This window comes from Bacillus salipaludis (assembly GCF_004358205.1).
The window spans coordinates 92,854-114,353 of record NZ_SMYO01000013.1 but is presented as its reverse complement, the minus strand read 5'-3'; the positions used below and the strand labels follow the sequence as shown (position 1 = coordinate 114,353).

The following is a 21,500-nucleotide window of genomic DNA, read 5'->3' as shown; positions in this document are numbered from 1 at the left end:
TCAGTGTGTCTTCAATTTGAAAAAAATTCGTAGAATCATGAAAAAATATAATATCGTTTGCCCAATTAGGAAAGCAAATCCTTACCGGAGAATGATGAAAGCTACTCAGGAACATCGAGTCGCTCCGAACTTACTAAATCGTCAATTCAAGCAGGAGACGCCTGGCAAAGTACTTCTTACAGACATCACTTACCTGAACTATCACGGTGGACAGAGAGCCTATTTGTCCGTCATTAAGGATGGGTCTACAGGTGAAGTTTTGGCACATTATATGTTAAGCCGTATCACCATGGAATTGGCTACCAACACTTTGACCAGGCTGAAGAAGAATAGAAACTTTAAGCAGGCTAAAGATGCCCTCATCCATTCCGATCAAGGTACTCATTACACACATCCTGATTTTCAAAAACTTGTTCGAAACCTAGGATTACGCCAATCCATGTCTAGAAGAGGGAACTGTTGGGATAACGCTCCTATCGAATCATTTTTTGGTCATCTTAAAGATGAAGTTGATATAAATACATGTAAAACAATTGAGGAGCTTCAACGGGAAATTGACCAATATATCCGTTATTATAACCAAACTAGATATCAATGGAACCTAAAAAAGATGACTCCTGTACAATACAGAAATCATCTTCTTCAAGTTGCCTAAGCCTTTTTTTTAAATGTCCTTTACAAAGGGTACATTTTAAATTTGAGCAGGCTGTTTTTTTTATTAATCTATATAGCGAGGGAATAAAATGTTATTTTCAAGATGTACGTGCATGAAGGTTAATCCTTCAAGATCCTCCAAACGCTTGTAAACTAATCGATAAGTTCCGCAGGCATCTAGTGGAAGTTCAAAATCAGCTGTTACCGCGCGAATTTGTCTTAAAATTTCCCCGGCATGGTCATGTTCTTTTTCAAGTTCGACAATCATTGCAATGGCCTTTTCACGATTTGGTGCTGTATTGTTTGCAAGCTGTCTAATTAATGGGAAAACAATTTCTTCTTCTTTTGCCATGTGTTCAATCATTTCTTTTTTAAATTCATAAAATAGTTCATTTACTTTTAACAGCTCTGGATGGTTGTCACCATGTACACGTGATACCTTTGTAACATATGGGCTAAGTTGTGTTAACTCATCTTCGGTAACACGGTGATACCCCGCTATAACATGGTCGATAATCGTATTGGAATCAGAATTAGTCCATACTTCTATATCTGTATCAGCAGGTTCACTTTTTTCATAGACCTCTTTTAATTCTTCGATTAAATTGTCCATATTTAGGTTGTTTTGTGCAGCAGCTTGAGATAGTGGGATATTACCGCCGCAGCAAAAATCAATCCGGTTCTTTTTAAACACATCACTTGTTTTAGGTAATTCGTTTACAATATCTTTAACTAATGTATCTGAAGTAAATGGAATGGACATTTTTGTTTCCTCCTAAAATTGAAAAGTATTTTTTATTTCTTACTATAAGCATAATCGAAATTGAAAAAAAAACAGGTGACATGAATCACACAATTCATATGAATTTTTTGTTTAAAATAAGAGTATGTCGTCACTGTGATAGTTGCGATGTTCATACCGTTTCGATAGTCTTATAATAAAATTATCTATATGACTTAAGAATTTGACTGATTAAAGGCAGGAGCTGATTGCTTTGTTAGAAAGAAGAAAACCGATACCAGTAGGGGATGCGGTAAAAAAAATAATGGAAAACCAACTAACTGGCGTGACTGAATATGTACCTATTGAAGTGAGTTATGGTCGTATATTAGCGGAAAATATTATTGCCACGAATGATGTCCCACACTTTGACAGGTCACCCTATGATGGCTTTGCAGTGCGTTCCATTGATACAAAGAATGCCTCGCTTGACCACTCTGTTGAGTTTGAAGTCATTGACCATATTGGAGCAGGCCATGTATCCGATCAAACCGTGAATGAATTTCAAGCAGTCAGGATTATGACCGGTGCAATGATGCCGAATGGGGCTGATACAGTTGTTATGCTTGAGTTGACAAATAGTTTCGAAAAGAATGGTAAACGCTTTATGTCGATTAAGCGCAAGCTTAATAAGGGGGATAATGTATCATTTCGAGGTGAAGATACAAAAGCTGGGGAAACTCTAGTAAAAAAAGGTACATATATTAATCCAGGTGTACAAGCCATCCTTGCAACATTTGGCTATAGTGAGGTTCCGGTCGCGAAAAAACCTGTTATTGGGTTATTTGCAACAGGAACGGAGCTTTTGGAGGTAAATGAACCGTTGGAGCCGGGGAAAATCCGCAACAGCAATTCCCATATGATTGTTGCACAAATTGAAAGAGCCGGAGGAATGGCTCATTATTATGGCAGGCTCCCTGATGATTTTGATACATGCTTTAATGCAGTGAAAAATGCTTTAGAAAAAGTTGATTTACTCATCACAACGGGTGGAGTGTCGGTTGGTGATTTTGATTATCTTCCGGAAATCTATCAAAAGTTGGGAGCCGAGGTTTTATTTAATAAGGTGGCAATGAGGCCTGGGAGTGTGACAACGGTTGCTAAATTTCAAGGTAAAATTCTTTTTGGTCTCTCGGGAAATCCTTCAGCTTGTTATGTAGGGTTTGAATTATTTACGAGGCCAATTATTCGCAGAATGTTGTTTTCAACTCAACCGCATCTAAGAAAAGAAAAGGCTGAACTCCTGGCAAATTTTCCAAAACCAAATCCATTTACCCGATTTGTTCGAAGCATTGTGCAAATTAATGAAGGCAAGCTGACAGTTTCGCCTAGCGGGACAGATAAGTCTAATATCGTGACAAGTCTTGCTGGTGCAAATTCTTTAATGGTGCTGCCTGGCGGTACAAGGGGTTTTGAGGCGGGAAATGTGGTCGATATCCTTTTATTAGAAGATCAAACCGGAAGTGAGTGGCCTTGGTAACGCCAGTTATATTTCAAATCGTTGGCTTTCAAAATAGCGGAAAAACGACTTTAATTTTACAGCTTATTGAAGCTTTAACATTACGAAACCGCAAAACCGTTACGATTAAACATCATGGCCATGGTGGAAAGCCGACTGTATTATCCGGAAAGGATTCTTCAAGGCATATTGATGCTGGAGCAGCTGCTTCCATTGTCGAAGGCGAGGGGAGATTGCTACTACATGTGGAAAACATAGTAACACCACTTGAAAAGCAAATTGAACTTTTAAGAAATTTACAGCCAGATGTCATATTAATTGAAGGGCATAAATATCAGCATTATCCAAAGCTTTTGATTATAAGGGATAAAGCGGGTCTCTCATTATTAGAAATAGTACAAAATGTAAAAATGGTGCTATATTGGGATGAAGCAATAAAACCAATTTTAGATCAACAAAATGATATAATTAGCTTTTCTATTCACGATAAGACGTCAGTAAGCAAAATTGCAGAAATACTAATAAAAAAGCTCTGGTAAACTTAGATTGTTGATTTCCGTTCCAGGCGCTTCGCTTTCCGTGGGCGGTTCGGAGAGCCTCCTCGTCGCTTCGCTCCTGCGGGGTCTCCCCTGCCCCGTACTCCCACAGGAGTCTTGGCGCCTTCCACTCCAATCAACAGTGTTCAAAAATCAAAATTTACCTTTAACCTATTAAAAAAGAGGCATAAGCCTTCTTTTTTTCTCTTTTATCAAAAAAAGGCGGTTTTCACAAGGCTTGTTGTTTGTAGAATAGATTAAAGGGCTGCTGATTCGGGCTCAATCTTCTTTGAAATCACCACCCCTGTCTGAATCAGGACTCCCATAGGTAAAGGTAAAAATTTCTTCACAATTTTCTCGGTAAAACTGTGATTTGTTTCACATATTTTCTGGTTTTTCTATCTTATATTTAGGATAAGCCAAGGGAATAGGAGTGAACGAAATGAAGCTTTTTTTACCAAAACAGCATGGTGCGTGGGCGATGGCCATCATTCCATTTTGGCTCGGAGTGATAAATGGGGGATTTTTATGGCAGGACATTCCCTTTTTTATTGGCTGGATTTTATTATATTTAGGGACCTATCCGATGCTGCTATTATTTAAAAAGAAGAAGCTCTCTTTTTATACAAAATGGACCCTTTTTTACATGATTCCTGCTATTTTATTCTTGCTGTTTCCACTTCTTAAACGACCTTCCATCTTTCATTTCGGTCTTTTGATGGTTCCGTTTTTTATCATTAATGCCATTTTTTCAACAAAGAATAAAGATCGGGCTTTAATGAATGATTTTAGCGCTATTTTTGCTTTTTCGATTGCCGGTTTAGCTTCCAGTTATCTTGGGCTGGGGATAATAACGGCTCATTCCATCTTGCTCTTTTTAGCCTGTGTATTATTTTTTATTGGTTGTACATTTTATGTAAAAACAATGATTCGGGAAAAACGAAATATGCATTTTAAATGGATATCATGGGTTTATCATATTCTAATACCTGCGGTTTGGGTCATATCCGGTTTTGGGATTTTGGCAATTGCCTATATACCGAGCCTTATTCGCTCAATTCTTTTTTATGGAAGACCATTGTCACCAAAACAAATTGGTATTTATGAAATCATCAATTCTGCAATCTTTTTTATGGTCATGACCATACAATTGGTCATCTAAAAATAAAAAATCGGTCTCCTCGACCGATTTTTTAGTCTATTTTACATATGTCTATTGGACAATCCTCACAATCAATTTCTGTCTTGATATAATTAAGGTCATGGACAGTAATTGAACCTTTATTCACCGAAATAATCCCACTTTTTCGCAGTTCGCTAAGTAAACGATTCACCACTTCACGGGATGTACCACAAAAATTGGCAAGGTCTTGATTTGTTAACGGTAATTCAATTAAAATTCCGTTATTCGTTTTTACTCCATAACTATTCGTAATCCTTATAAGGGTGGAATATAATGCACCTTTTTTTCCGTGAAGGACGAGATCGCGGAATTTAGTCTGCGTTTTCCGGTATTGCTTACTCATCCATTTCATAAATTCTAAGGAAAGCGGAAGATTTGTCGAAAGTTTTTCTTCCAGAACATCTTTCATAATTACTCCCACTTCTCCGCTCTCTATTACGCGGGAACTTAAAAGGTAGGACGGGGCTGGGGTAAATAAATCAAGTTCACCAACCAAATCTCCTTTCGAACACATTCTTAAGGTAAGTTCACGTCCATCAGGGATTATTTTCGTTAATTGTACTATTCCGCTTTGGATCATATATAGTTCATTGGCTGCAGAACCTTCTTGGAAAAGAAAAGAACCCTTTTCCATTTTACGAGTATGATGGAACAATTTTGAAAGTTCATCTAGCATAAAGGGAATTTCATTTAATGACTTCATATCCATAACCACCTTAAAGGGGGCGAAACGAATCGCAAGATTATACTATAATTATATTGATTACAAAGAAAATTTAGCAATAACTGTAGAATAAGTTCATACAATCGTCATAAACTAAAAAAAATGCCGAATATTACTTGGGAAATAATGTCGGAAAATGGTAAGTGCTTCAAAGAAATTCCTCTAATGGCTGCGTTATATTTGGAAACAATAATACTGTACTCGATAAGGAGGGATTTGGATGGGACAAAATCGCCATTTTAAATCAGGACAAAAGGCACCAAACAATGGGGTGTATATTGAGGTAGGCGAAACAGGAGATAATGTTGTAAATCCCAAAAAGATTAAGCTAAAAGCAGGAGATGCATTCCCTGAAACGTCAAATGATAACCGCCATTGGACCTATCAGCGGAAACCATAAACAGTGAAAAAGTCATCCAAAGAGGATGGCTTTTCTCTTGTGCAAAATTTGTAATTTATCAGGAATTGGATATAATATACTTAAAGGTCAAAAAAGGTCAAATGAGGTGGGAGTATGGACTTAAACCAAATGACAGAACGTTTGCAAACTGGAATACTCAATGCGCAAACAATTGCCATAAAACATCATCATCAAGAGGTTGATGAACCTCATTTATTTATAGCGCTATTGAGTCAGGAAGATAGTCTGGCAGTTTTGATAATGGAAAGAATTGGTTTGTCATCACAGCTGGTGGTAGAGAAATTTCAGGAAGAGCTTGAGAAAAAGCCTCAGGTTACTGGGGGAGGGGCAGAACAAGGAAAACTTTTCATTACGGGATTGCTCCAAAGGCTTTTTGCAGAAGCGGATGAATTTGCTGCCAAGTTTTCAGATGAATATTTATCAATAGAACATGTATTGCTCGCAGCTGCTTTTGTCAATGAAAGCTACTTCAAAAAAATAATAAAAACAATGGGGAAGACACCGGAAGAAATTATGCAGGCGATTAAAGAAATAAGGGGGAACCAAAGAGTGACTTCACAAAATCCTGAAGCAGGGTATGATGCCTTAAAGAAATATGGTAGAGACTTAGTAGCGGAAGTAAAAACAGGCAAAATGGACCCTGTAATTGGCAGAGATGCAGAAATACGTAATGTTATTCGGATTTTATCAAGAAAAACGAAAAATAATCCGGTTTTAATTGGTGAGCCCGGAGTAGGAAAAACGGCCATCGTTGAAGGGTTGGCACAAAGAATTGTAAGAAAGGATGTTCCGGAAGGTCTGAAAGATAAAACGATTTTCTCATTGGATATGAGTGCTTTAATTGCCGGTGCAAAATTCAGGGGAGAATTTGAGGAAAGACTAAAGGCAGTCTTAAATGAAGTAAAAAAAAGTGAAGGACAAATTCTCTTGTTTATTGATGAAATTCATACAATTGTCGGCGCAGGTAAAACGGAAGGAGCAATGGATGCCGGGAATATGTTAAAACCAATGCTAGCACGTGGGGAACTGCATTGTATTGGTGCGACTACACTTGATGAACATCGAAAGTATATTGAAAAAGACCCTGCACTTGAAAGAAGATTTCAACAGGTTCTTGTTCAGGAGCCAGATGTGGAAGATACCATCTCGATATTAAGAGGATTAAAAGAACGTTTTGAGGTTCATCATGGTGTAAAAATCCATGACCATGCACTTGTTGCAGCCGCAACCTTATCGGATCGCTATATAACGGACCGATTTTTACCTGATAAGGCGATTGATTTGGTAGATGAGGCGTGTGCACTGATTCGAACGGAAATCGACTCGATGCCAACGGAACTGGATGAGGTTACACGCAGGGTCATGCAGTTAGAAATTGAAGAGGCTGCTTTAAGAAAGGAACAGGATGAAGCAAGTAAACAAAGACTGGAAATTCTTTTAAAAGAGCTAGCGGAACTTAAGGAACAGGCAGATGCCATGAAAGCAAAATGGCTTCTTGAAAAGCAAAGCATCCAAAAGCTTCAAGAGAAGCGGGAGCAAATTGAAAAACTTCGCCGTGAACTCCAGCAGGCAGAGGACCGTTATGATTTAAACAGAGCTGCAGAACTTCGCCATGGGCTTATTCCATCAGCCGAAAAGGAACTAAAGGGGTTGGAAACTGCAGCTGAAAAGAGTGATAAGCTTTTAAGAGAAGAGGTAACAGGGGAAGAGATTTCAAATATTGTTTCGAGGTGGACTGGAATCCCGTTATCAAAGCTGGTAGAGGGAGAAAGGGAGAAGCTATTAAAGCTTGAATCTCTATTACATGAGCGAGTCATAGGTCAAGATGAGGCAGTACAATTGGTTTCAGATGCTGTACTTCGGGCTCGAGCAGGGATTAAAGACCCAAACCGTCCAATTGGTTCTTTCCTATTTTTAGGTCCAACCGGTGTCGGGAAAACGGAATTAGCTAAGGCCTTAGCTGAGGCTCTATTTGATAGTGAGGAGCAAATCATTCGAATTGATATGTCGGAATATATGGAGAAGTTTTCTGTTTCAAGGCTAATTGGCGCACCTCCTGGTTATGTAGGGTATGAAGAAGGCGGCCAGTTGACGGAAGCCGTTCGAAGAAGGCCTTATTCCGTCATCTTGCTTGATGAAATTGAAAAAGCACATCCGGAGGTTTTTAATATCTTATTACAAGCACTTGATGACGGGAGAATTACTGATTCGCAAGGACGGACTGTAGATTTTAAAAATACAGTCATGATTATGACATCCAATCTTGGATCACAGTATTTACTTGAGGGCAGTGAAAATGAGAGTGAAATTACTGAAACTACTAGAGAAAAAGTATTTAATCAACTAAGAATCCATTTTAGACCGGAGTTTTTGAATCGGATTGATGAAACCATTCTTTTTAAACCATTATCTTTAAGTGAAATCAAAATAATTGTAGTGAAAATGATGAATGAACTAGAAAATCGTTTAAAGGATCAACATATTGAAATTTTTGTAAGTGATGAGGCAAAAGAGTTTATTGCTGAAAATGGGTTTGATCCTGTTTTTGGAGCAAGACCGTTAAGGCGGTATATCCAGAGAAGTATTGAGACAAAGCTGGCTAGAGCGATCATTGCGGGAAAAGTACACGATCACTCGAAAGTAATTGTGGATTGTGATGATGGGGAATTAGACATATCCGTTCAATAAAACGTAAAGAGAAAAGGTCATCCTAAAAAAGGATGACCTTTTGCTACTGTTTAATGTTTTTGAGCAGGTTCGTTCGGAATCACTGCAGAAATAACATAAACTAAAATAGTTACAATTACTCCTAAGATTGCACCGAGTTGAAAATTAAATGTAGCTCCAGTCATCGAGCTGACAACGTATGTTAACATCTCAACTAATAAAAATGCCCAGAAAAAAGCCCAAAAATATCGCACAAAATTCACCTCTAAAAATTTTTCATCTCATTTAATATTACCATAGCATCTTAAATTAATAAACGCTATTTTCGCTTTTTCCGTAATGGGCTAAAAAATACGCTGAATACCTTGCTAATTGGGCAAACCCCCCTTTCAACTTATGTGAAGCAACATACAATATGGTGAGGGTTTATGTAAAAGGGGATATAACGATGGAGAACCGGAATTTTCAATTGGATACCGAGTGGAATATCATCCATTACCCTGAAAGGCCTACAGGTTTCGGGATTTTAGTAATCGGTGATGAAAGGCATTTTGTGGATGAAAGCAAAAGCTTCTGGGGTCAGAATGAAGGAAAGCTTACGATTATCAACCAATTAAAAGAATATGGGTACACCATTTTTTCCTCAAATCTGTATGGCCGAAATTGGGGCAGTGAAGAAGCGGTGGAACTAGCCGAAAGATTATATCAATATGTGATTCGCAATGAAATTTTGAATGACAAGATTCATATTTTAGCAGAAGGTATGGGGGCTCTTGTGGCAATAAAGTTAATGGAGAAAATGAAGGATCATCTCAGGTCAGTGGCTCTCCTAAATCCGATTCTTTCGTTAAAGCATCATCTTGAACAAGAGAAAGAACATAAATTTTTCTATAAAAAATTGATGAAAGAATTAGAGGCAGCTTATAAAAAGGATCATAAAATTCTTGAAGGTGAGCTTCTCCAATCGGATGGTGTGATTAAACTTGATTTTGGAATACCTATAAAAATCATCCATGTCATGTCTGGTGGAAAATCCTATCATCAATCGAAGCTTATTCAGCAAATTGTCAGCCAAACGGAAATTAGCCCCAGTTATGTTGTTCCTGAAAAAAAACAACAGCTGGGTAAAATGTTTATAAAGTTTTTCAAACGATATGAAATATTCCTTTAATTCACCTCCTCCCTAAATGAAATAATTCCTTATTATCTGCATAGGATTCAATAAGGTAATTTTAGGGAGGAAGATTTTATGGACAAGGCAGTTATTTTTAATGTATTCGATTTCGTAAGCTTTCATTTTTGCAAGGCATTACTGAATAATGGCGTAGAAGTGAATGGGGTGGTTTTGGATAAGAGTCAACAGGAACCCTATCTTGACGAGAAAAGACTGGAAGTTGGCAGAAATGCTAACTTTAATGAGTATTCATTATCAGACTGGACAGTACGAAATGACGAGCCTATATCAAAAACGAATGTTATTATTTCTCTTTATGACCTCTATATGCTTCATAAAGAGAATCTTTTGGAAAATAAATCCGTAACAAAGTCCATTCTTCAATATGTGAATGAAAGGGAAGGAAAAGATTTAATTGTAATACTTCTGCCGAGCCAATTGGCTGCAAGCTCTAAATTCTCAAATACGTTAAACATCTTTAATGACTTTCTTACGAAAATGAATATACCGGTGGACGAAACCCAATTCTTTTATTTACCTACTATTTATGGTCCTTGGCAGCCTGAAACCTTTCTCTTTCAAAGAAAAATTTTAACTAATCTGAATAGAAAAGTTCAGGGTCAAGGTGAGCGGGAAGATAGGACGGACGCATTGTTTATTGATGATGCTCTTGATGCTATGTTGGAAATCATTGAAAGCAAAAAGCCCGGCAGTTATTTCTTTGAAAGCGGTAAAAAGGCTTATTGGAAATTGTGTGCAGAATATTTACAAATCGACGGAAAACCATTAGATTCAGAATTCAGTGGAAATATTGTGGGAAATCGAAAGATTGTCAGGGTGCCTGTCAAAAGTGTTACAGCTATCGATGACTCCTTTTCAAAACAAATTGACCATATTCAACAGTTATATTCAAATATACTGTAAAACAAGGTAAACGATTATTGTTTACAGATAATGGGTCCAGAGGAAATTTATCTTTTCATTTTATTTCGTAGGGGTTAGAATATAATTGGTTAAAATGGTGTTGTGAAACGTGTTATGGGTCTGGCGCTGTAAGAAGGAGATGCATTTAATGCTAAACCGATTCGGGATCATTCTTTTATGCTTTTTTTTACTTAGTGCTTGTGGTGGAACAAAGTCCACCGGCAAATTGCAGAAAGTTGGACTGTTAGTTCCCGAAACAGTCAATGATCAAGTATGGGGGACAAAAGGCTTTAAAGGGATGCTCCGAATTCAATCCAAGTTTAATGCGGATGTTTATTATAAAGAAGGGATGAATTCAGAACCTGTTGTGAAACGAGCTGTTAAAGAATTTAGCCAAAAAGGGGTTAACTTAATTTTTGGACATGGTTCTGAATATGCCGAATACTTTAATGATATTTCCAAAGACTATCCCAAGATTCATTTTGTCAGCTTTAATGGTGATGCAAAAAACAAGAATACAACCAGCTTGAACTTTAAAGGGCATGCAATGGGTTTTTTTGGCGGGATGGTTGCTGCACATATGTCAAAAAGGCATAATGTAGGTATACTGGCAGCTTATGAATGGCAGCCTGAAGTAGAGGGCTTTTATCAGGGGGCTTTGGCTGAAAATAAAAATACAAATGTTGATATTGAATATGTCGGCAATTGGGATGACGAGAAAAAAGCGATCGAGTTGGTTGATCATATGATGAAAAAGGGAGTGGATGTTGTCTATCCGGCTGGAGATGGGTTTAATGTTCCAGTGATTGAAAATGTAAAGGAACACGGATTATATGTAATTGGGTATGTATCGGATCAATCGGATTTAGGCGAAAATACGGTACTAACCAGCACCATTCAACAAGTGGATAAATTATATGAATTAGTGGCAAAACAATACAATGAAAATCATTTAAAATCGGGTAATCTCTCATTTGACTTTAGAGATAATGTGATTACATTAGGTAAATACAGTAAGCTCGTAAACAAAAATTTTAGACAAAAAATGAACAAGGAAATTGAAAAATATAAACAAACAGGAAAATTACCACAAGAAGGAGATACATATGATTAATCAGGATAAATCTTTACAATTTATGCAAATTGCGATGAAATACTTACCAGAAGCAAAAGACCAATTAGATAAGGCAGGAGTAGAATTATCAATGGATCTGATTCAGCCTTTTATGAACCTATTTACGAAGGTAATGCATGAAGCCTATGAACTTGGCTGGGAAGAAGCTAAGAAGGAATTGGAACACGAATAAAAATTAGCTGCCAAACAAAAGGCAGCTTATTTCTTTTTCCAGAATTGTTCAATAAGAGGATAAATCTTTTGAAACAGTGGTTTTAAATTTCTGGCAGAGTCTACTAAGGTATCAAGATGGACGATTAATTCACCATAATCGATATAGTTTTGACTATAATTTGTTTCCGGTGGTTGAAGTTGTTCTTGTCTCCTTTGTTCAGGCCCAAACATGAATTGATCAAACATATTCCCAGGGTCCCTAACATCTTCCTGAAGGTTTTCATCCATTTGAAAAAACCCCCTTTAAAATTATTTATAATCTAGAATATGTTTAAATAAATAAAGGGTATGGACAATAGCGGATGATGAATGTGTAATTTCCAGTTGCTTAAATTGGGGTGTCTTTGATAAAATTAGTACCAAGTCATAATATTTGATATTAATTATTATTAAAAAGGGTTTACCTTATAAAAGGAGATGGCTGTGATGAAAGCCGGTATTATTGGAATGGGCAGATATTTGCCTGAAAAAATTGTGACAAATGCTGATCTAGAGAAGGTAATGGATACTTCAGATGAATGGATTCGGACGCGGACAGGTATTGAAGAGCGCCGAATTGCCGACGATAATACAGATACATCAGATATGGCTTTTGCTGCAGCACAAAATGCAATTAAAGATGCAGGAATTACACCGATGGACATTGATTTGATTTTAGTCGCAACGGTAACTCCTGACCATCCGTTTCCGTCAGTTGCCTGCGTGCTACAGGAACGATTAGGAGCAAAAAAGGCAGCGGCAATGGATGTAAGCGCAGCTTGCGCCGGCTTTATGTATGGAATCATAACTGGGTCGCAGTTTATTGAAACAGGGGTTTATAATAATATTCTAGTTGTCGGGGTAGAAAAACTTTCGAAGATTACCGATTGGAATGATCGAAATACGGCTGTTCTATTTGGTGATGGTGCAGGTGCTGCGATTATAGCGCCTGTATCAGATAACCGGGGGATCCTAGCATTTGAACTAGGTGCTGACGGTACTGGTGCAAAACATCTTTATCAGGATGAATATATCATTATGAACGGACGAGAAGTATTTAAATTTGCTGTACGCCAAATGGGCGAAAGTTGCGTAAATGTGCTTAATAAGGCTGGATTAACCAATGATGATGTGGATCTTCTAATTCCGCATCAAGCAAATATTCGCATCATGGAGGCTTCTAGACAGAGATTAGAGCTTCCGGTTGAAAAAATGTCGAAAACAGTCCAGAAATATGGAAATACTTCATCAGCATCGATTCCGATTTCCATTGTTGAGGAATTAGAAGCCGGAAAAATTAAAGATGATGATGTGATTGTAATGGTAGGGTTCGGCGGTGGCTTGACATGGGGAGCCATTGCGATCCGCTGGGGAAGATAACCTATAAGCAATCGGGCTAAGAATGAAATAGAACAACTTAGAATAAGTAGGGAAGAATAGTTGGAAAAGGAGCTGTAATTCATGGAAAAGCGTAGGGTTGTGGTTACAGGGGTTGGAGCGGTTACCCCTCTTGGCTTGGATGCTGAAACCACATGGAAAAATATTATTGATGGAAAATCAGGTGTTGGTCCATTAACGAGAGTAAATGCAGATGAATATCCGGCAAAAGTTGCAGCACAAATCAATGATTTTAATCCGGAAGTCTTTATGGAAAGAAAAGATGCCAGAAAAATGGATCGTTTTACTCAATATGCGGTGGCTTCGGCAATAATGGCTGCTAAGGATGCAAATTTGACCATCAATGAGGAGAATTCCCATCGAGTGGGTGTTTGGATCGGTTCAGGAATTGGTGGAATGGAAACGTTTGAAGATCAGTACGAAATTTTTCAAAAAAGAGGCTATCGAAGAGTAAGTCCATTCTTTGTGCCGATGTTGATTCCAGATATGGCTACAGGCCAAGTTTCAATCACTCTTGGTGCGAGAGGATTTAATAACTGTTCTGTCACCGCCTGTGCAACGGGTACTAACTCAATTGGAGATGCCTTTAAAGTAATCCAGCGCGGCGATGCCGATGTTATGATTTCTGGCGGTGCAGAGGCGCCAATTACGAAAATGTCTGTTGCCGGCTTCTGTGCCAATACTGCACTCTCTACAAATCCGGATCCTCAAACAGCAAGCAGACCTTTCGACAAAAATCGCGACGGTTTTGTTATTGGTGAAGGAGCAGGGATTGTTGTCCTTGAAGAATTAGAGCATGCCTTGGCCCGCGGTGCAAAAATCTATGCTGAAATTATTGGCTACGGTGCAACAGGGGACGCTTATCATATTACTGCTCCAGCTCCTGGCGGTGAAGGCGGAGCTCGCGCAATGAAAATGGCGATAAATGACAGTGGTCTTAAGCCGGAGGAAATTGATTACATTAACGCTCACGGAACGAGTACCGATTATAACGATAAATTTGAAACATTAGCGGTTAAAGAAGTGTTTGGCGACCATGCCTATAAACTGGCAATGAGTTCAACTAAATCGATGACAGGACATCTGCTTGGAGCAGCCGGAGGAGTGGAGGCAATTTTTTCTGTATTGGCGATAAGGGACAGTATTCTTCCGCCAACAATTAATTACGAAACTCCAGATCCGGAATGTGATTTGGATTATGTTGTAAATAAAGCACGTCAAAAAGAAGTAATAGCTGTAATGAGCAACTCTCTTGGTTTTGGTGGCCACAATGCAACGATTGTTTTCAAAAAGTATGAATAATGACGATTATGGGACTAGGCATTTGCTCAGTCCCTTTCTTATTTCTTTAGAACCTTTAACTTTACCCATTCATAAAATGTATTAGGGAGTTACCTGAAAAATGGAGTGAGGGAATGGGAATTGTACGAACAAATCAATGGCTCGAAGAGGAGTTTGACCGCCCAACGAAGATTTGCGAGAAACTGCTGCCCTATTTTAAGGGGTATACTGCAAATGAAATCTACCATCAATTAATCAGCTTTGGAATGTATAAGCCATCGAGAAGCTCAAAATATATTTTTGACATGATGATAAAAGAAAACATGTGGGACGAAGTGGAGAAACTTTTGCAACATTATCAAAAAAAGTGGTCGGGTCCGGACATTCCGATTTTTCTCTTTCCCATTGCCCAATCAGGAGGGTTTTTCTTTCGGGTGGAGAAAAATAAATCAGGTGTTTCTTATCCGGATAAAATGTTCCTATTTCTATCCCCTTTGGATGACTCGAAGGAATTAGAAGCGCTTTTTGTACATGAATATCACCATGTCTGCAGGCTCAGTAAACTAAACAAGAAAATGAACCAATATACCCTATTGGATTCTATCATTATTGAAGGACTTGCTGAATATGCTGTATTAAAAAATTGTGGGAGAAATTACACAGCAAGCTGGTGTCACATGTATACGGAACAAGAAATTAAGGGTTTTTGGAAAAAGTATTTAAACGATCAGCTTGATCGTAAAAAAAATGAGAGAACACACGACCAGCTATTATATGGGGGAGGAAGGATTCCTAAACTGCTGGGATATGCTGCCGGTTACCAAATAGTGAAGGAATATTACGAAAGTCATCACTATTCTACAAAACAATCTTTTACGATCCCTTCCTCCAAATTCATAGAATAGAATAAGAGAAAGAGCCTGATAAATCAGGTTTTTTTTATTTAGATTTGAGAGAAAAATAACAATTTTCCCAAAAGTATTGCAATTGAAATAATTCTGTAATAAAATTTTATTAACATACAAAATTAAACAGAATATGTTATTACTTGAAATTATGGTGATTTCAAGATAGGGATTTTTATAGAATGATATAGTTTAGGGGGTCTCAATTTTGGTCAATCATCCACTGTTACAGGTACAGAACCTTCGAACCTCGTTTCGGATTGAAAACGATTATTTCGCTGCTGTAGATAATGTCTCATTGACAGTAAATGAAAATGAAGTTTTGGCAATCGTGGGTGAATCGGGATGCGGAAAAAGCGCATTTGCTCTGTCCATCATGGGGTTACATCCAAAGGATAGAACGAAGCAAGAAGGGAATGTGAATTTTAAAGGAAAAAACCTGCTGCCCCTTCAAACTGCAGAAATAAATAAAATCCGGGGCAAAGAGATTGGAATGATCTTTCAAGATCCTCTGACAGCTCTTAATCCACTTATGACCTGCGGAAAACAAATAGAAGAAAGTATGACCTTTCACACAAATTTATCTGGCCCAGAAAGACAAAGAAAAGTTATTGAGCTCTTGAAAAAGGTAGGGATCCCTAATCCAGAGCGAACCTACAAACAATATCCTCATGAATTATCCGGCGGAATGCGGCAGCGTGTCGTAATCGCTATTGCCATTGCATGTGACCCGCAGCTAGTAATAGCGGATGAACCGACCACGGCATTAGATGTTACAATACAAGCCCAAATAATGGATTTACTAAAAGAGCTGCAAAAGCAGACGAAAGCTGGTATTATTCTCATCACCCATGACCTTGGAGTCGTTGCCGAAATGGCAGATCGTGTTGCCGTTATGTATGCAGGAGAAATTGTTGAAATCGCAGACGTAAATACATTATTTAGAAAGCCCTTACATCCCTACACAAGGTCATTATTTAATTCCATTCCATCCTCTACCACATTCAAGGGAAGATTACATGTTATTCAAGGTATTGTACCGTCCTTAAAAAATTTACCAAGAACCGGATGTCGGTTTAAAGACCGGATTGAGTGGGTTGATGTACATAATCATGAAGAGAATCCGGTGTTACGAGAAGTTGAACCAAATCATTTTGTGCGATGCACTTGCTATAAGGACTTTCACTTTCCAGAAAAAAACATGGGAGACGTGAACTATGTCATTTCTTAGGGTCAATAATCTTAAAGTATATTATCCAATTCGTGGCGGTTTTTTCAAAAGAGTGGTTGGTCATGTAAAGGCTGTGGATGATATTAGCTTTGAACTAAAACAGGGAGAAACTTATGGACTGGTGGGTGAATCAGGGTGCGGTAAAACTACAACCGGCAGAACCCTCATCGGACTCATAAAGGCCACTTCAGGGGAAATTCTTTTTGAAAATCAGGATTTAATGAGAATAAGCCGCCGTGATTTTCATCATTATCGACAAGATATTCAAATGATTTTTCAAGACCCTTATTCCTCCTTAAATCCAAGAAAACGGGTGTTGGATATCGTTGCCGAACCGCTGAGAAATTTTGAAAAGCTTTCGCCAACAGAGGAGAGACAAAAGGTACAGTTTTACATAGAAAAAGTTGGTTTAAATCCTGAATCTATCTACAAATATCCGCATGAGTTTTCAGGCGGGCAAAGACAGCGGATTGGGATTGCCCGTGCTTTAACATTAAAGCCAAAGTTAATCATTGCTGATGAGCCTGTCTCGGCTCTCGATGTTTCAGTTCAGGCACAGGTCTTAAATTTTATGCAGGATATTCAGAAGGAGTTTAATCTGACCTATTTATTTATTAGCCATGATTTAGGGATTATTCAACATATGTGTGATCGGATTGGTATTATGTATCGAGGTCAATTCGTTGAGGAAGGAACAAGTAAAGATATATATACAAATCCACAGCATATCTATACAAAGAGATTAATTTCAGCAATTCCAGAAATAAATCCGGAAAACAGAGAAAGGCAAATTAAGATTCGACAACAGATAAACAACGAATATAAAGATTCCTATAATAAATATTTTAATGCTGAGGGTAAAGTTTATACTCTTAAATCTATTTCTAAAACCCATTCAGTTGCACTACCATAGGGAGGGGTTTATATAAATGTTGAAATTTATTTTACGCAGAATCTTGGTAATGATCCCTCAATTAATTATTTTAAGTATACTTATATTTTTGTTGGCGAAAGCAATGCCCGGTGATGCATTAACGGGACAATTAGCAAGTAATCCTAAAATGGATGCCGTGACAATACATGAATTAAAACAGAAATTGGGGTTATTCGATCCCTTATATATTCAATATGGAAGATGGATTAAGGGATTGCTTCATGGGGATTTAGGCTTGTCAGTCATCCATCAAACATCGGTAACCCACCTGCTCGCAGGTAAAATGGGAAATACAATCCTGTTAGGTTTTGCCATAATGGTTTTAAGTTATCTTATTTCCATTCCTCTTGGAATTATCGGAGGCAGATGGACAGATTCTTTGGCGGATAAAATGATTGTTGGTTACAACTATTTAACATTCGCTACACCACTTTTCATTTTTGCGTTATTAGTATTATATATATTTGGTTTTGTGCTTGGATGGTTCCCTACAAGCGGAAGTGTTGATATCCGTGCGGAAGATGGGACATTTGCTTATTATATAAGTAAATTTAACCATCTCATCTTGCCAGCATTTTCAGGTGCGATTGTAAGTACGACTGTAACGATTCAATATTTGCGTAATGAAATCATTGATACAAAAATAAAGGACTTTGTTAAAACGGCGAGAGCAAAAGGGGTTAGTGAATCAAAAGTCTATACGCGTCATATTTTTAGAAATTCACTTCTTCCCATTGCGGCTTTTCTAGGCTATGAAATTGTTTATTTAATAGGCGGTTCAGTCTTTTTGGAATCTATCTATGGATATCCGGGGATTGGACAATTGTTCCTCACCTCCATCATGCAGCGAGATTTCAGTGTCGTCACCGCACTTGTTATGATATCAGGTCTAGCCACCCTAGTGGGTACTTTAGTTTCAGATATCATTTTAAGTGCTGTTGATCCACGAATCAGAATTGAATAAAGGGGAGGGAGCCAATATGAAAGCTGAAATCGTAAATCCTAAGCAGCCAAAGGCGATAAAAAGGCCGAAGAATGGAGTTTTCTTCATTTTATGGCGGGAAATTGTGAAAGATAAACTAGCACTTGGTTCTCTAATCCTATTAGGCCTGATCGTGGTAGGTGTTTATGGTGCATCTCTTTTATTAGACCAAGAAAAAATTGTAACGGTAGATTTGTTATCTATTTATTCACCTCCGTCTTCAGAGCATTGGTTAGGGACCGATTATGGTGGAAGGGATATATTTGGCCAATTAATCATTGGGGCTAAAAACTCCTTTACAATTGGCTTGTGCATTACATTATTAACAGGATGTATCGGTCTTTGTGTCGGATTATGCGCAGGTTATTTCGGAGGCAAAGTCGATAATATCCTCATGCGTATTATTGATTTTTTTCTTATCCTTCCAACCTTAATGCTAGTTATTGTTTTTGTTTCCATAGCGCCAAAATATAATGTTTTTACTTTTATCGTAATTATGAGTTTGTTTTTATGGACAGGTAAAGCTAGGTTAATAAGGTCAAAAACCCTTGCTGAAAGGGAGCTTGATTATGTAAGTGCCTCAAAAACGCTTGGGACGCCTGATTGGAAAATTATTTTCCGGGAAGTTCTGCCTAATTTAAGTTCTATTATTATCGTAAATTTAACTCTAAATCTTGCAGGAAATATTGGAATTGAATCAGGGTTAACGTATTTAGGATTTGGATTACCGGAAAGTACTCCGAGTTTGGGAACTCTTGTTAGTTATGCAACCAATCCGGATGTTCTTGAAAATAAATGGTGGATTTGGTTACCTGCGTCATTACTTATTTTAGTCATGATGTTGAGTATAAATTATATCGGTCAAGCGTTAAAACGTGCAGCCGATGCAAGGCAAAGATTAGGATAAAAAAGGGGGAAAAGAAGGATGATGAGAAAGCATTTTTTCAAGTTTTTTAGTTTACTAGTTGTCTTGGGTATGCTCCTATCAGCATGTTCCAATTCGACTGGAGGCAAAGACAGTGGAAGTAAAAAGCCAACGTCATCAAGTGACAAACCGAAAGAAGATATTAGTACATTCCCTTCAGTCATTAAAAGCGACAAGCCAGTGGTGAAGGACGGGTCACTAACATATGCATTAGTGTACGATACTCCATTCGAAGGTACATTAAACTATGCATATTATACTGGACAACCAGATGCCGAAGTTCTGCAATTCTTCGACATTCCACTATTCTCAACCAATGCAGACTATGAATTTACAAATGATGGTGCTGCTACCTATGAAATGTCCAATGACAATAAAACCATTACTGTAAAAATTAAGGACAATGTTAATTGGTCCGACGGAAAACCGGTAACATCCCAAGACTATGAATATTCATTCTTGGTAATTGGTAACAAGGATTACACAGGTGTGCGTTATGGTGATGCGATCATCCAAAGTATTGTTGGGATGAAAGAATACCACGCAGGCAAATCCAAAAATATTTCGGGGATCAAAATTATCGATGATAAAACCCTATCGATTACCTTTAAAGACGCAAATCCTTCTTTAATAACAGGTCTATGGCCATATGCGATGCCTAAGCATTATATTGGGGATATTCCAATAAAAGACCTTGCAAAGGCAGATAAAATCCATAAAACTCCAATTGGATTTGGTCCATACAAGATTAAAAAGATGGTTCCAGGTGAATCAGTAGAATTCGAGCGTAACGATGATTATTTTGGCGGAAAACCAAAATTAAAAACGATTATTGCAAAAGTTGTCAATCCAAAAGTTATTTTACAGTCACTTAAAAAAGGTGAAGTCGATGTTGCTGATTTTCCAGTAGATCAATACCCTGCAGCTAAGGGAGCTAAGAACTTCCAATTTATCGGTCAAATCGATCTAGCTTATAACTACATTGGCTTTAAATTAGGCCACTGGGATGCTAAAAAAGGCGTAAACGTTATGGATAACCCTAAATTCCAAGACAAACGCTTACGACAAGCGATGGCCTATGCTCTCGATCAGAAATCTGTGGGTGAGAAAATTTATAACGGTTTACGTTTCCCTGCTACATCCTTAATTCCGCCGTCCTTCCCAAGCTGGTATAACAAAGATGCAAATGCCATTGGATATGATCCGGAAAAAGCAAAACAACTATTAGATGAAGCAGGCTATAAAGATACTGATAATGACGGTCTTCGTGAAGATCCAAACGGTAAGAAATTCCACATTAATTTCTTATCGATGAGTGGCGGTGACACAGCTGAACCACTTGCAAAATTCTATATGCAAAGCTGGAAAAATGTTGGGCTAGATGTTTCCCTTGTAGATGGCCGCTTGGCAGAATTTAACTCTTTCTACAAAATGGTTGAAGAAGATAACAAGAAAGTTGACATTTATGCTGGTGCATGGGGAACAGGGACAGACGTTGACCCATATGGTTTATACGGTAAAGATGTTCCGTTTAACTACTCTCGCTTTGTAAGTGAGAAAAACGATCAATTATTAGCAGACGGTCATTCCGTAAAAGCATTTGACCATGACTATCGTAAAAAAGTTTACGATGAGTGGCAAGCATTTATGAATGATGAAATGCCTGTTATTCCAACACTATTCCGTTCTACAATTTCAGGAGTTAACAATCGTGTAACATCATTAACTGCCAATTATACAGCTGACCCATATGTTTGGGCTAAAGTTGGTGTTACAAGCGAAACCCCTGAAGTAGAATAATAAAGTAAAAAGAGGTAGTCACTTTGGTGATTATCTCTTTTTTTGTATTGAAATGAAAGCATCACCTGCTGCTTAAAGATTCATCAATATTAGTAATAAAAGTTAATTATGGAGCAAAACATATATAAAGGAATAATTTAACTAAGGTCTGCCCATACTGATTGACAAACAGTTTCTTGAAGTGAGGGGTTGTA

At 37.8% G+C, this 21,500-nt stretch carries 22 protein-coding genes; 18 read left to right on the top strand and 4 right to left on the bottom strand.

What is annotated here, in order from left to right; translation table 11 throughout:
• On the top strand, positions 1 to 655 hold a 655-nt coding region (locus E2K98_RS23235; RefSeq protein WP_133338420.1), incomplete at its 5' end, for an IS3 family transposase.
• A gap of 63 nt (positions 656 to 718) precedes the next feature.
• Here the strand turns inward: E2K98_RS23235 and ric are convergent.
• Positions 719 to 1,417 (bottom strand): iron-sulfur cluster repair di-iron protein, encoded by a 699-nt coding sequence (ric, locus tag E2K98_RS23230; protein ID WP_133338418.1) that lies wholly within the window; start codon positions 1,415 to 1,417, stop codon positions 719 to 721.
• A gap of 232 nt (positions 1,418 to 1,649) precedes the next feature.
• Between ric and E2K98_RS23225 the strand changes: the two genes are divergently transcribed.
• The 3 genes from E2K98_RS23225 to E2K98_RS23215 all read left to right on the top strand — a co-directional run bounded on the left by E2K98_RS23225 (position 1,650) and on the right by E2K98_RS23215 (position 4,592).
• Entirely contained in the window at positions 1,650 to 2,915 is a 1,266-nt protein-coding gene (locus E2K98_RS23225) for a molybdopterin molybdotransferase MoeA (protein ID WP_133338416.1), read from the top strand.
• On the top strand, positions 2,903 to 3,433 hold the full coding sequence (mobB, locus tag E2K98_RS23220) for a molybdopterin-guanine dinucleotide biosynthesis protein B (protein WP_133338414.1): 531 nt from the start codon (positions 2,903 to 2,905) through the stop codon (positions 3,431 to 3,433). The genes E2K98_RS23225 and mobB overlap by 13 nt, the downstream gene beginning before the upstream one ends.
• Before the next feature lie 439 nt (positions 3,434 to 3,872).
• Positions 3,873 to 4,592, top strand: coding sequence for a YwiC-like family protein (locus E2K98_RS23215; protein ID WP_133338412.1), 720 nt, complete (start codon positions 3,873 to 3,875; stop codon positions 4,590 to 4,592).
• Between the two features lie 31 nt (positions 4,593 to 4,623).
• Here E2K98_RS23215 and E2K98_RS23210 read toward each other — a convergent pair whose 3' ends face one another.
• Positions 4,624 to 5,289: a Crp/Fnr family transcriptional regulator gene (locus tag E2K98_RS23210; RefSeq protein ID WP_235824915.1), complete on the bottom strand. Its 666-nt coding sequence runs from the start codon at positions 5,287 to 5,289 to the stop codon at positions 4,624 to 4,626.
• Between the two features lie 268 nt (positions 5,290 to 5,557).
• Here E2K98_RS23210 and E2K98_RS23205 point away from each other — a divergent pair, with 268 nt between their 5' ends.
• Both E2K98_RS23205 and clpB read left to right on the top strand, forming a co-directional pair.
• Positions 5,558 to 5,737, top strand: coding sequence for a YjzC family protein (locus E2K98_RS23205; protein WP_133338408.1), 180 nt, complete (start codon positions 5,558 to 5,560; stop codon positions 5,735 to 5,737).
• Between the two features lie 114 nt (positions 5,738 to 5,851).
• On the top strand, positions 5,852 to 8,446 hold the full coding sequence (gene clpB / locus E2K98_RS23200; protein WP_133338406.1) for an ATP-dependent chaperone ClpB: 2,595 nt from the start codon (positions 5,852 to 5,854) through the stop codon (positions 8,444 to 8,446).
• 50 nt (positions 8,447 to 8,496) lie between these two features.
• Here the strand turns inward: clpB and E2K98_RS23195 are convergent, their stop codons facing one another.
• Positions 8,497 to 8,679, bottom strand: a complete 183-nt coding sequence (locus E2K98_RS23195) for a YjzD family protein (RefSeq protein ID WP_026574517.1) — start codon at positions 8,677 to 8,679, stop codon at positions 8,497 to 8,499.
• Positions 8,680 to 8,873: 194 nt separating this feature from the next.
• On the opposite strand from E2K98_RS23195, the gene E2K98_RS23190 reads away from it, so the two are divergent.
• The 4 genes from E2K98_RS23190 to E2K98_RS23175 all read left to right on the top strand — a co-directional run bounded on the left by E2K98_RS23190 (position 8,874) and on the right by E2K98_RS23175 (position 11,830).
• Positions 8,874 to 9,596 (top strand): lipase family protein, encoded by a 723-nt coding sequence (locus tag E2K98_RS23190; protein WP_133338404.1) that lies wholly within the window; start codon positions 8,874 to 8,876, stop codon positions 9,594 to 9,596.
• Positions 9,597 to 9,674: 78 nt separating this feature from the next.
• Positions 9,675 to 10,523, top strand: a complete 849-nt coding sequence (locus E2K98_RS23185; RefSeq protein WP_133338402.1) for a hypothetical protein — start codon at positions 9,675 to 9,677, stop codon at positions 10,521 to 10,523.
• Positions 10,524 to 10,671: 148 nt separating this feature from the next.
• Entirely contained in the window at positions 10,672 to 11,637 is a 966-nt protein-coding gene (locus E2K98_RS23180) for a BMP family ABC transporter substrate-binding protein (RefSeq protein ID WP_133338400.1), read from the top strand.
• Positions 11,633 to 11,830, top strand: a complete 198-nt coding sequence (locus tag E2K98_RS23175; protein WP_197031442.1) for a ComZ family protein — start codon at positions 11,633 to 11,635, stop codon at positions 11,828 to 11,830. The genes E2K98_RS23180 and E2K98_RS23175 overlap by 5 nt, the downstream gene beginning before the upstream one ends.
• A gap of 26 nt (positions 11,831 to 11,856) precedes the next feature.
• Here the strand turns inward: E2K98_RS23175 and E2K98_RS23170 are convergent, their stop codons facing one another.
• Positions 11,857 to 12,099, bottom strand: a complete 243-nt coding sequence (locus E2K98_RS23170) for a hypothetical protein (RefSeq protein WP_133338398.1) — start codon at positions 12,097 to 12,099, stop codon at positions 11,857 to 11,859.
• A 198-nt stretch (positions 12,100 to 12,297) separates the two neighbouring features.
• On the opposite strand from E2K98_RS23170, the gene E2K98_RS23165 reads away from it, so the two are divergent.
• The 8 genes from E2K98_RS23165 to opp4A all read left to right on the top strand — a co-directional run bounded on the left by E2K98_RS23165 (position 12,298) and on the right by opp4A (position 21,306).
• Positions 12,298 to 13,230: a beta-ketoacyl-ACP synthase III gene (locus E2K98_RS23165; RefSeq protein ID WP_133338396.1), complete on the top strand. Its 933-nt coding sequence runs from the start codon at positions 12,298 to 12,300 to the stop codon at positions 13,228 to 13,230.
• Positions 13,231 to 13,311: 81 nt separating this feature from the next.
• Positions 13,312 to 14,550 (top strand): beta-ketoacyl-ACP synthase II, encoded by a 1,239-nt coding sequence (gene fabF / locus E2K98_RS23160; RefSeq protein WP_133338394.1) that lies wholly within the window; start codon positions 13,312 to 13,314, stop codon positions 14,548 to 14,550.
• A gap of 113 nt (positions 14,551 to 14,663) precedes the next feature.
• Complete coding sequence (locus E2K98_RS23155) at positions 14,664 to 15,434, top strand: DUF2268 domain-containing protein (protein WP_133338392.1); 771 nt, start codon at positions 14,664 to 14,666, stop codon at positions 15,432 to 15,434.
• 208 nt (positions 15,435 to 15,642) lie between these two features.
• On the top strand, positions 15,643 to 16,665 hold the full coding sequence (locus tag E2K98_RS23150) for an ABC transporter ATP-binding protein (protein ID WP_133338390.1): 1,023 nt from the start codon (positions 15,643 to 15,645) through the stop codon (positions 16,663 to 16,665).
• Positions 16,652 to 17,578: an ABC transporter ATP-binding protein gene (locus E2K98_RS23145; RefSeq protein ID WP_133338388.1), complete on the top strand. Its 927-nt coding sequence runs from the start codon at positions 16,652 to 16,654 to the stop codon at positions 17,576 to 17,578. The genes E2K98_RS23150 and E2K98_RS23145 overlap by 14 nt, the downstream gene beginning before the upstream one ends.
• A gap of 16 nt (positions 17,579 to 17,594) precedes the next feature.
• Entirely contained in the window at positions 17,595 to 18,563 is a 969-nt protein-coding gene (gene opp4B / locus E2K98_RS23140) for an oligopeptide ABC transporter permease (RefSeq protein WP_133338386.1), read from the top strand.
• Positions 18,564 to 18,579: 16 nt separating this feature from the next.
• Positions 18,580 to 19,488, top strand: a complete 909-nt coding sequence (locus tag E2K98_RS23135) for an ABC transporter permease (protein WP_133338384.1) — start codon at positions 18,580 to 18,582, stop codon at positions 19,486 to 19,488.
• An 18-nt stretch (positions 19,489 to 19,506) separates the two neighbouring features.
• Entirely contained in the window at positions 19,507 to 21,306 is a 1,800-nt protein-coding gene (gene opp4A, locus E2K98_RS23130) for an oligopeptide ABC transporter substrate-binding protein (RefSeq protein ID WP_372512612.1), read from the top strand.
• Positions 21,307 to 21,500 lie beyond the last annotated feature (194 nt).

Excerpts from the sequence above, each read along its gene's own strand:
- ric (WP_133338418.1), bottom strand. The coding sequence starts at position 1,417 with ATGTCCATTCCATTTACTTCAGATACATTAGTTAAAGATATTGTAAAC.
- E2K98_RS23215 (WP_133338412.1), top strand. The coding sequence starts at position 3,873 with ATGAAGCTTTTTTTACCAAAACAGCATGGTGCGTGGGCGATGGCCATC.
- E2K98_RS23210 (WP_235824915.1), bottom strand. The coding sequence starts at position 5,289 with ATGCTAGATGAACTTTCAAAATTGTTCCATCATACTCGTAAAATGGAA.
- E2K98_RS23205 (WP_133338408.1), top strand. The coding sequence starts at position 5,558 with ATGGGACAAAATCGCCATTTTAAATCAGGACAAAAGGCACCAAACAAT.
- clpB (WP_133338406.1), top strand. The coding sequence starts at position 5,852 with ATGGACTTAAACCAAATGACAGAACGTTTGCAAACTGGAATACTCAAT.
- E2K98_RS23190 (WP_133338404.1), top strand. The coding sequence starts at position 8,874 with ATGGAGAACCGGAATTTTCAATTGGATACCGAGTGGAATATCATCCAT.
- E2K98_RS23185 (WP_133338402.1), top strand. The coding sequence starts at position 9,675 with ATGGACAAGGCAGTTATTTTTAATGTATTCGATTTCGTAAGCTTTCAT.
- E2K98_RS23180 (WP_133338400.1), top strand. The coding sequence starts at position 10,672 with ATGCTAAACCGATTCGGGATCATTCTTTTATGCTTTTTTTTACTTAGT.
- E2K98_RS23170 (WP_133338398.1), bottom strand. The coding sequence starts at position 12,099 with ATGGATGAAAACCTTCAGGAAGATGTTAGGGACCCTGGGAATATGTTT.
- E2K98_RS23165 (WP_133338396.1), top strand. The coding sequence starts at position 12,298 with ATGAAAGCCGGTATTATTGGAATGGGCAGATATTTGCCTGAAAAAATT.
- fabF (WP_133338394.1), top strand. The coding sequence starts at position 13,312 with ATGGAAAAGCGTAGGGTTGTGGTTACAGGGGTTGGAGCGGTTACCCCT.
- E2K98_RS23155 (WP_133338392.1), top strand. The coding sequence starts at position 14,664 with ATGGGAATTGTACGAACAAATCAATGGCTCGAAGAGGAGTTTGACCGC.
- E2K98_RS23145 (WP_133338388.1), top strand. The coding sequence starts at position 16,652 with ATGTCATTTCTTAGGGTCAATAATCTTAAAGTATATTATCCAATTCGT.
- opp4B (WP_133338386.1), top strand. The coding sequence starts at position 17,595 with ATGTTGAAATTTATTTTACGCAGAATCTTGGTAATGATCCCTCAATTA.
- E2K98_RS23135 (WP_133338384.1), top strand. The coding sequence starts at position 18,580 with ATGAAAGCTGAAATCGTAAATCCTAAGCAGCCAAAGGCGATAAAAAGG.
- opp4A (WP_372512612.1), top strand. The coding sequence starts at position 19,507 with ATGATGAGAAAGCATTTTTTCAAGTTTTTTAGTTTACTAGTTGTCTTG.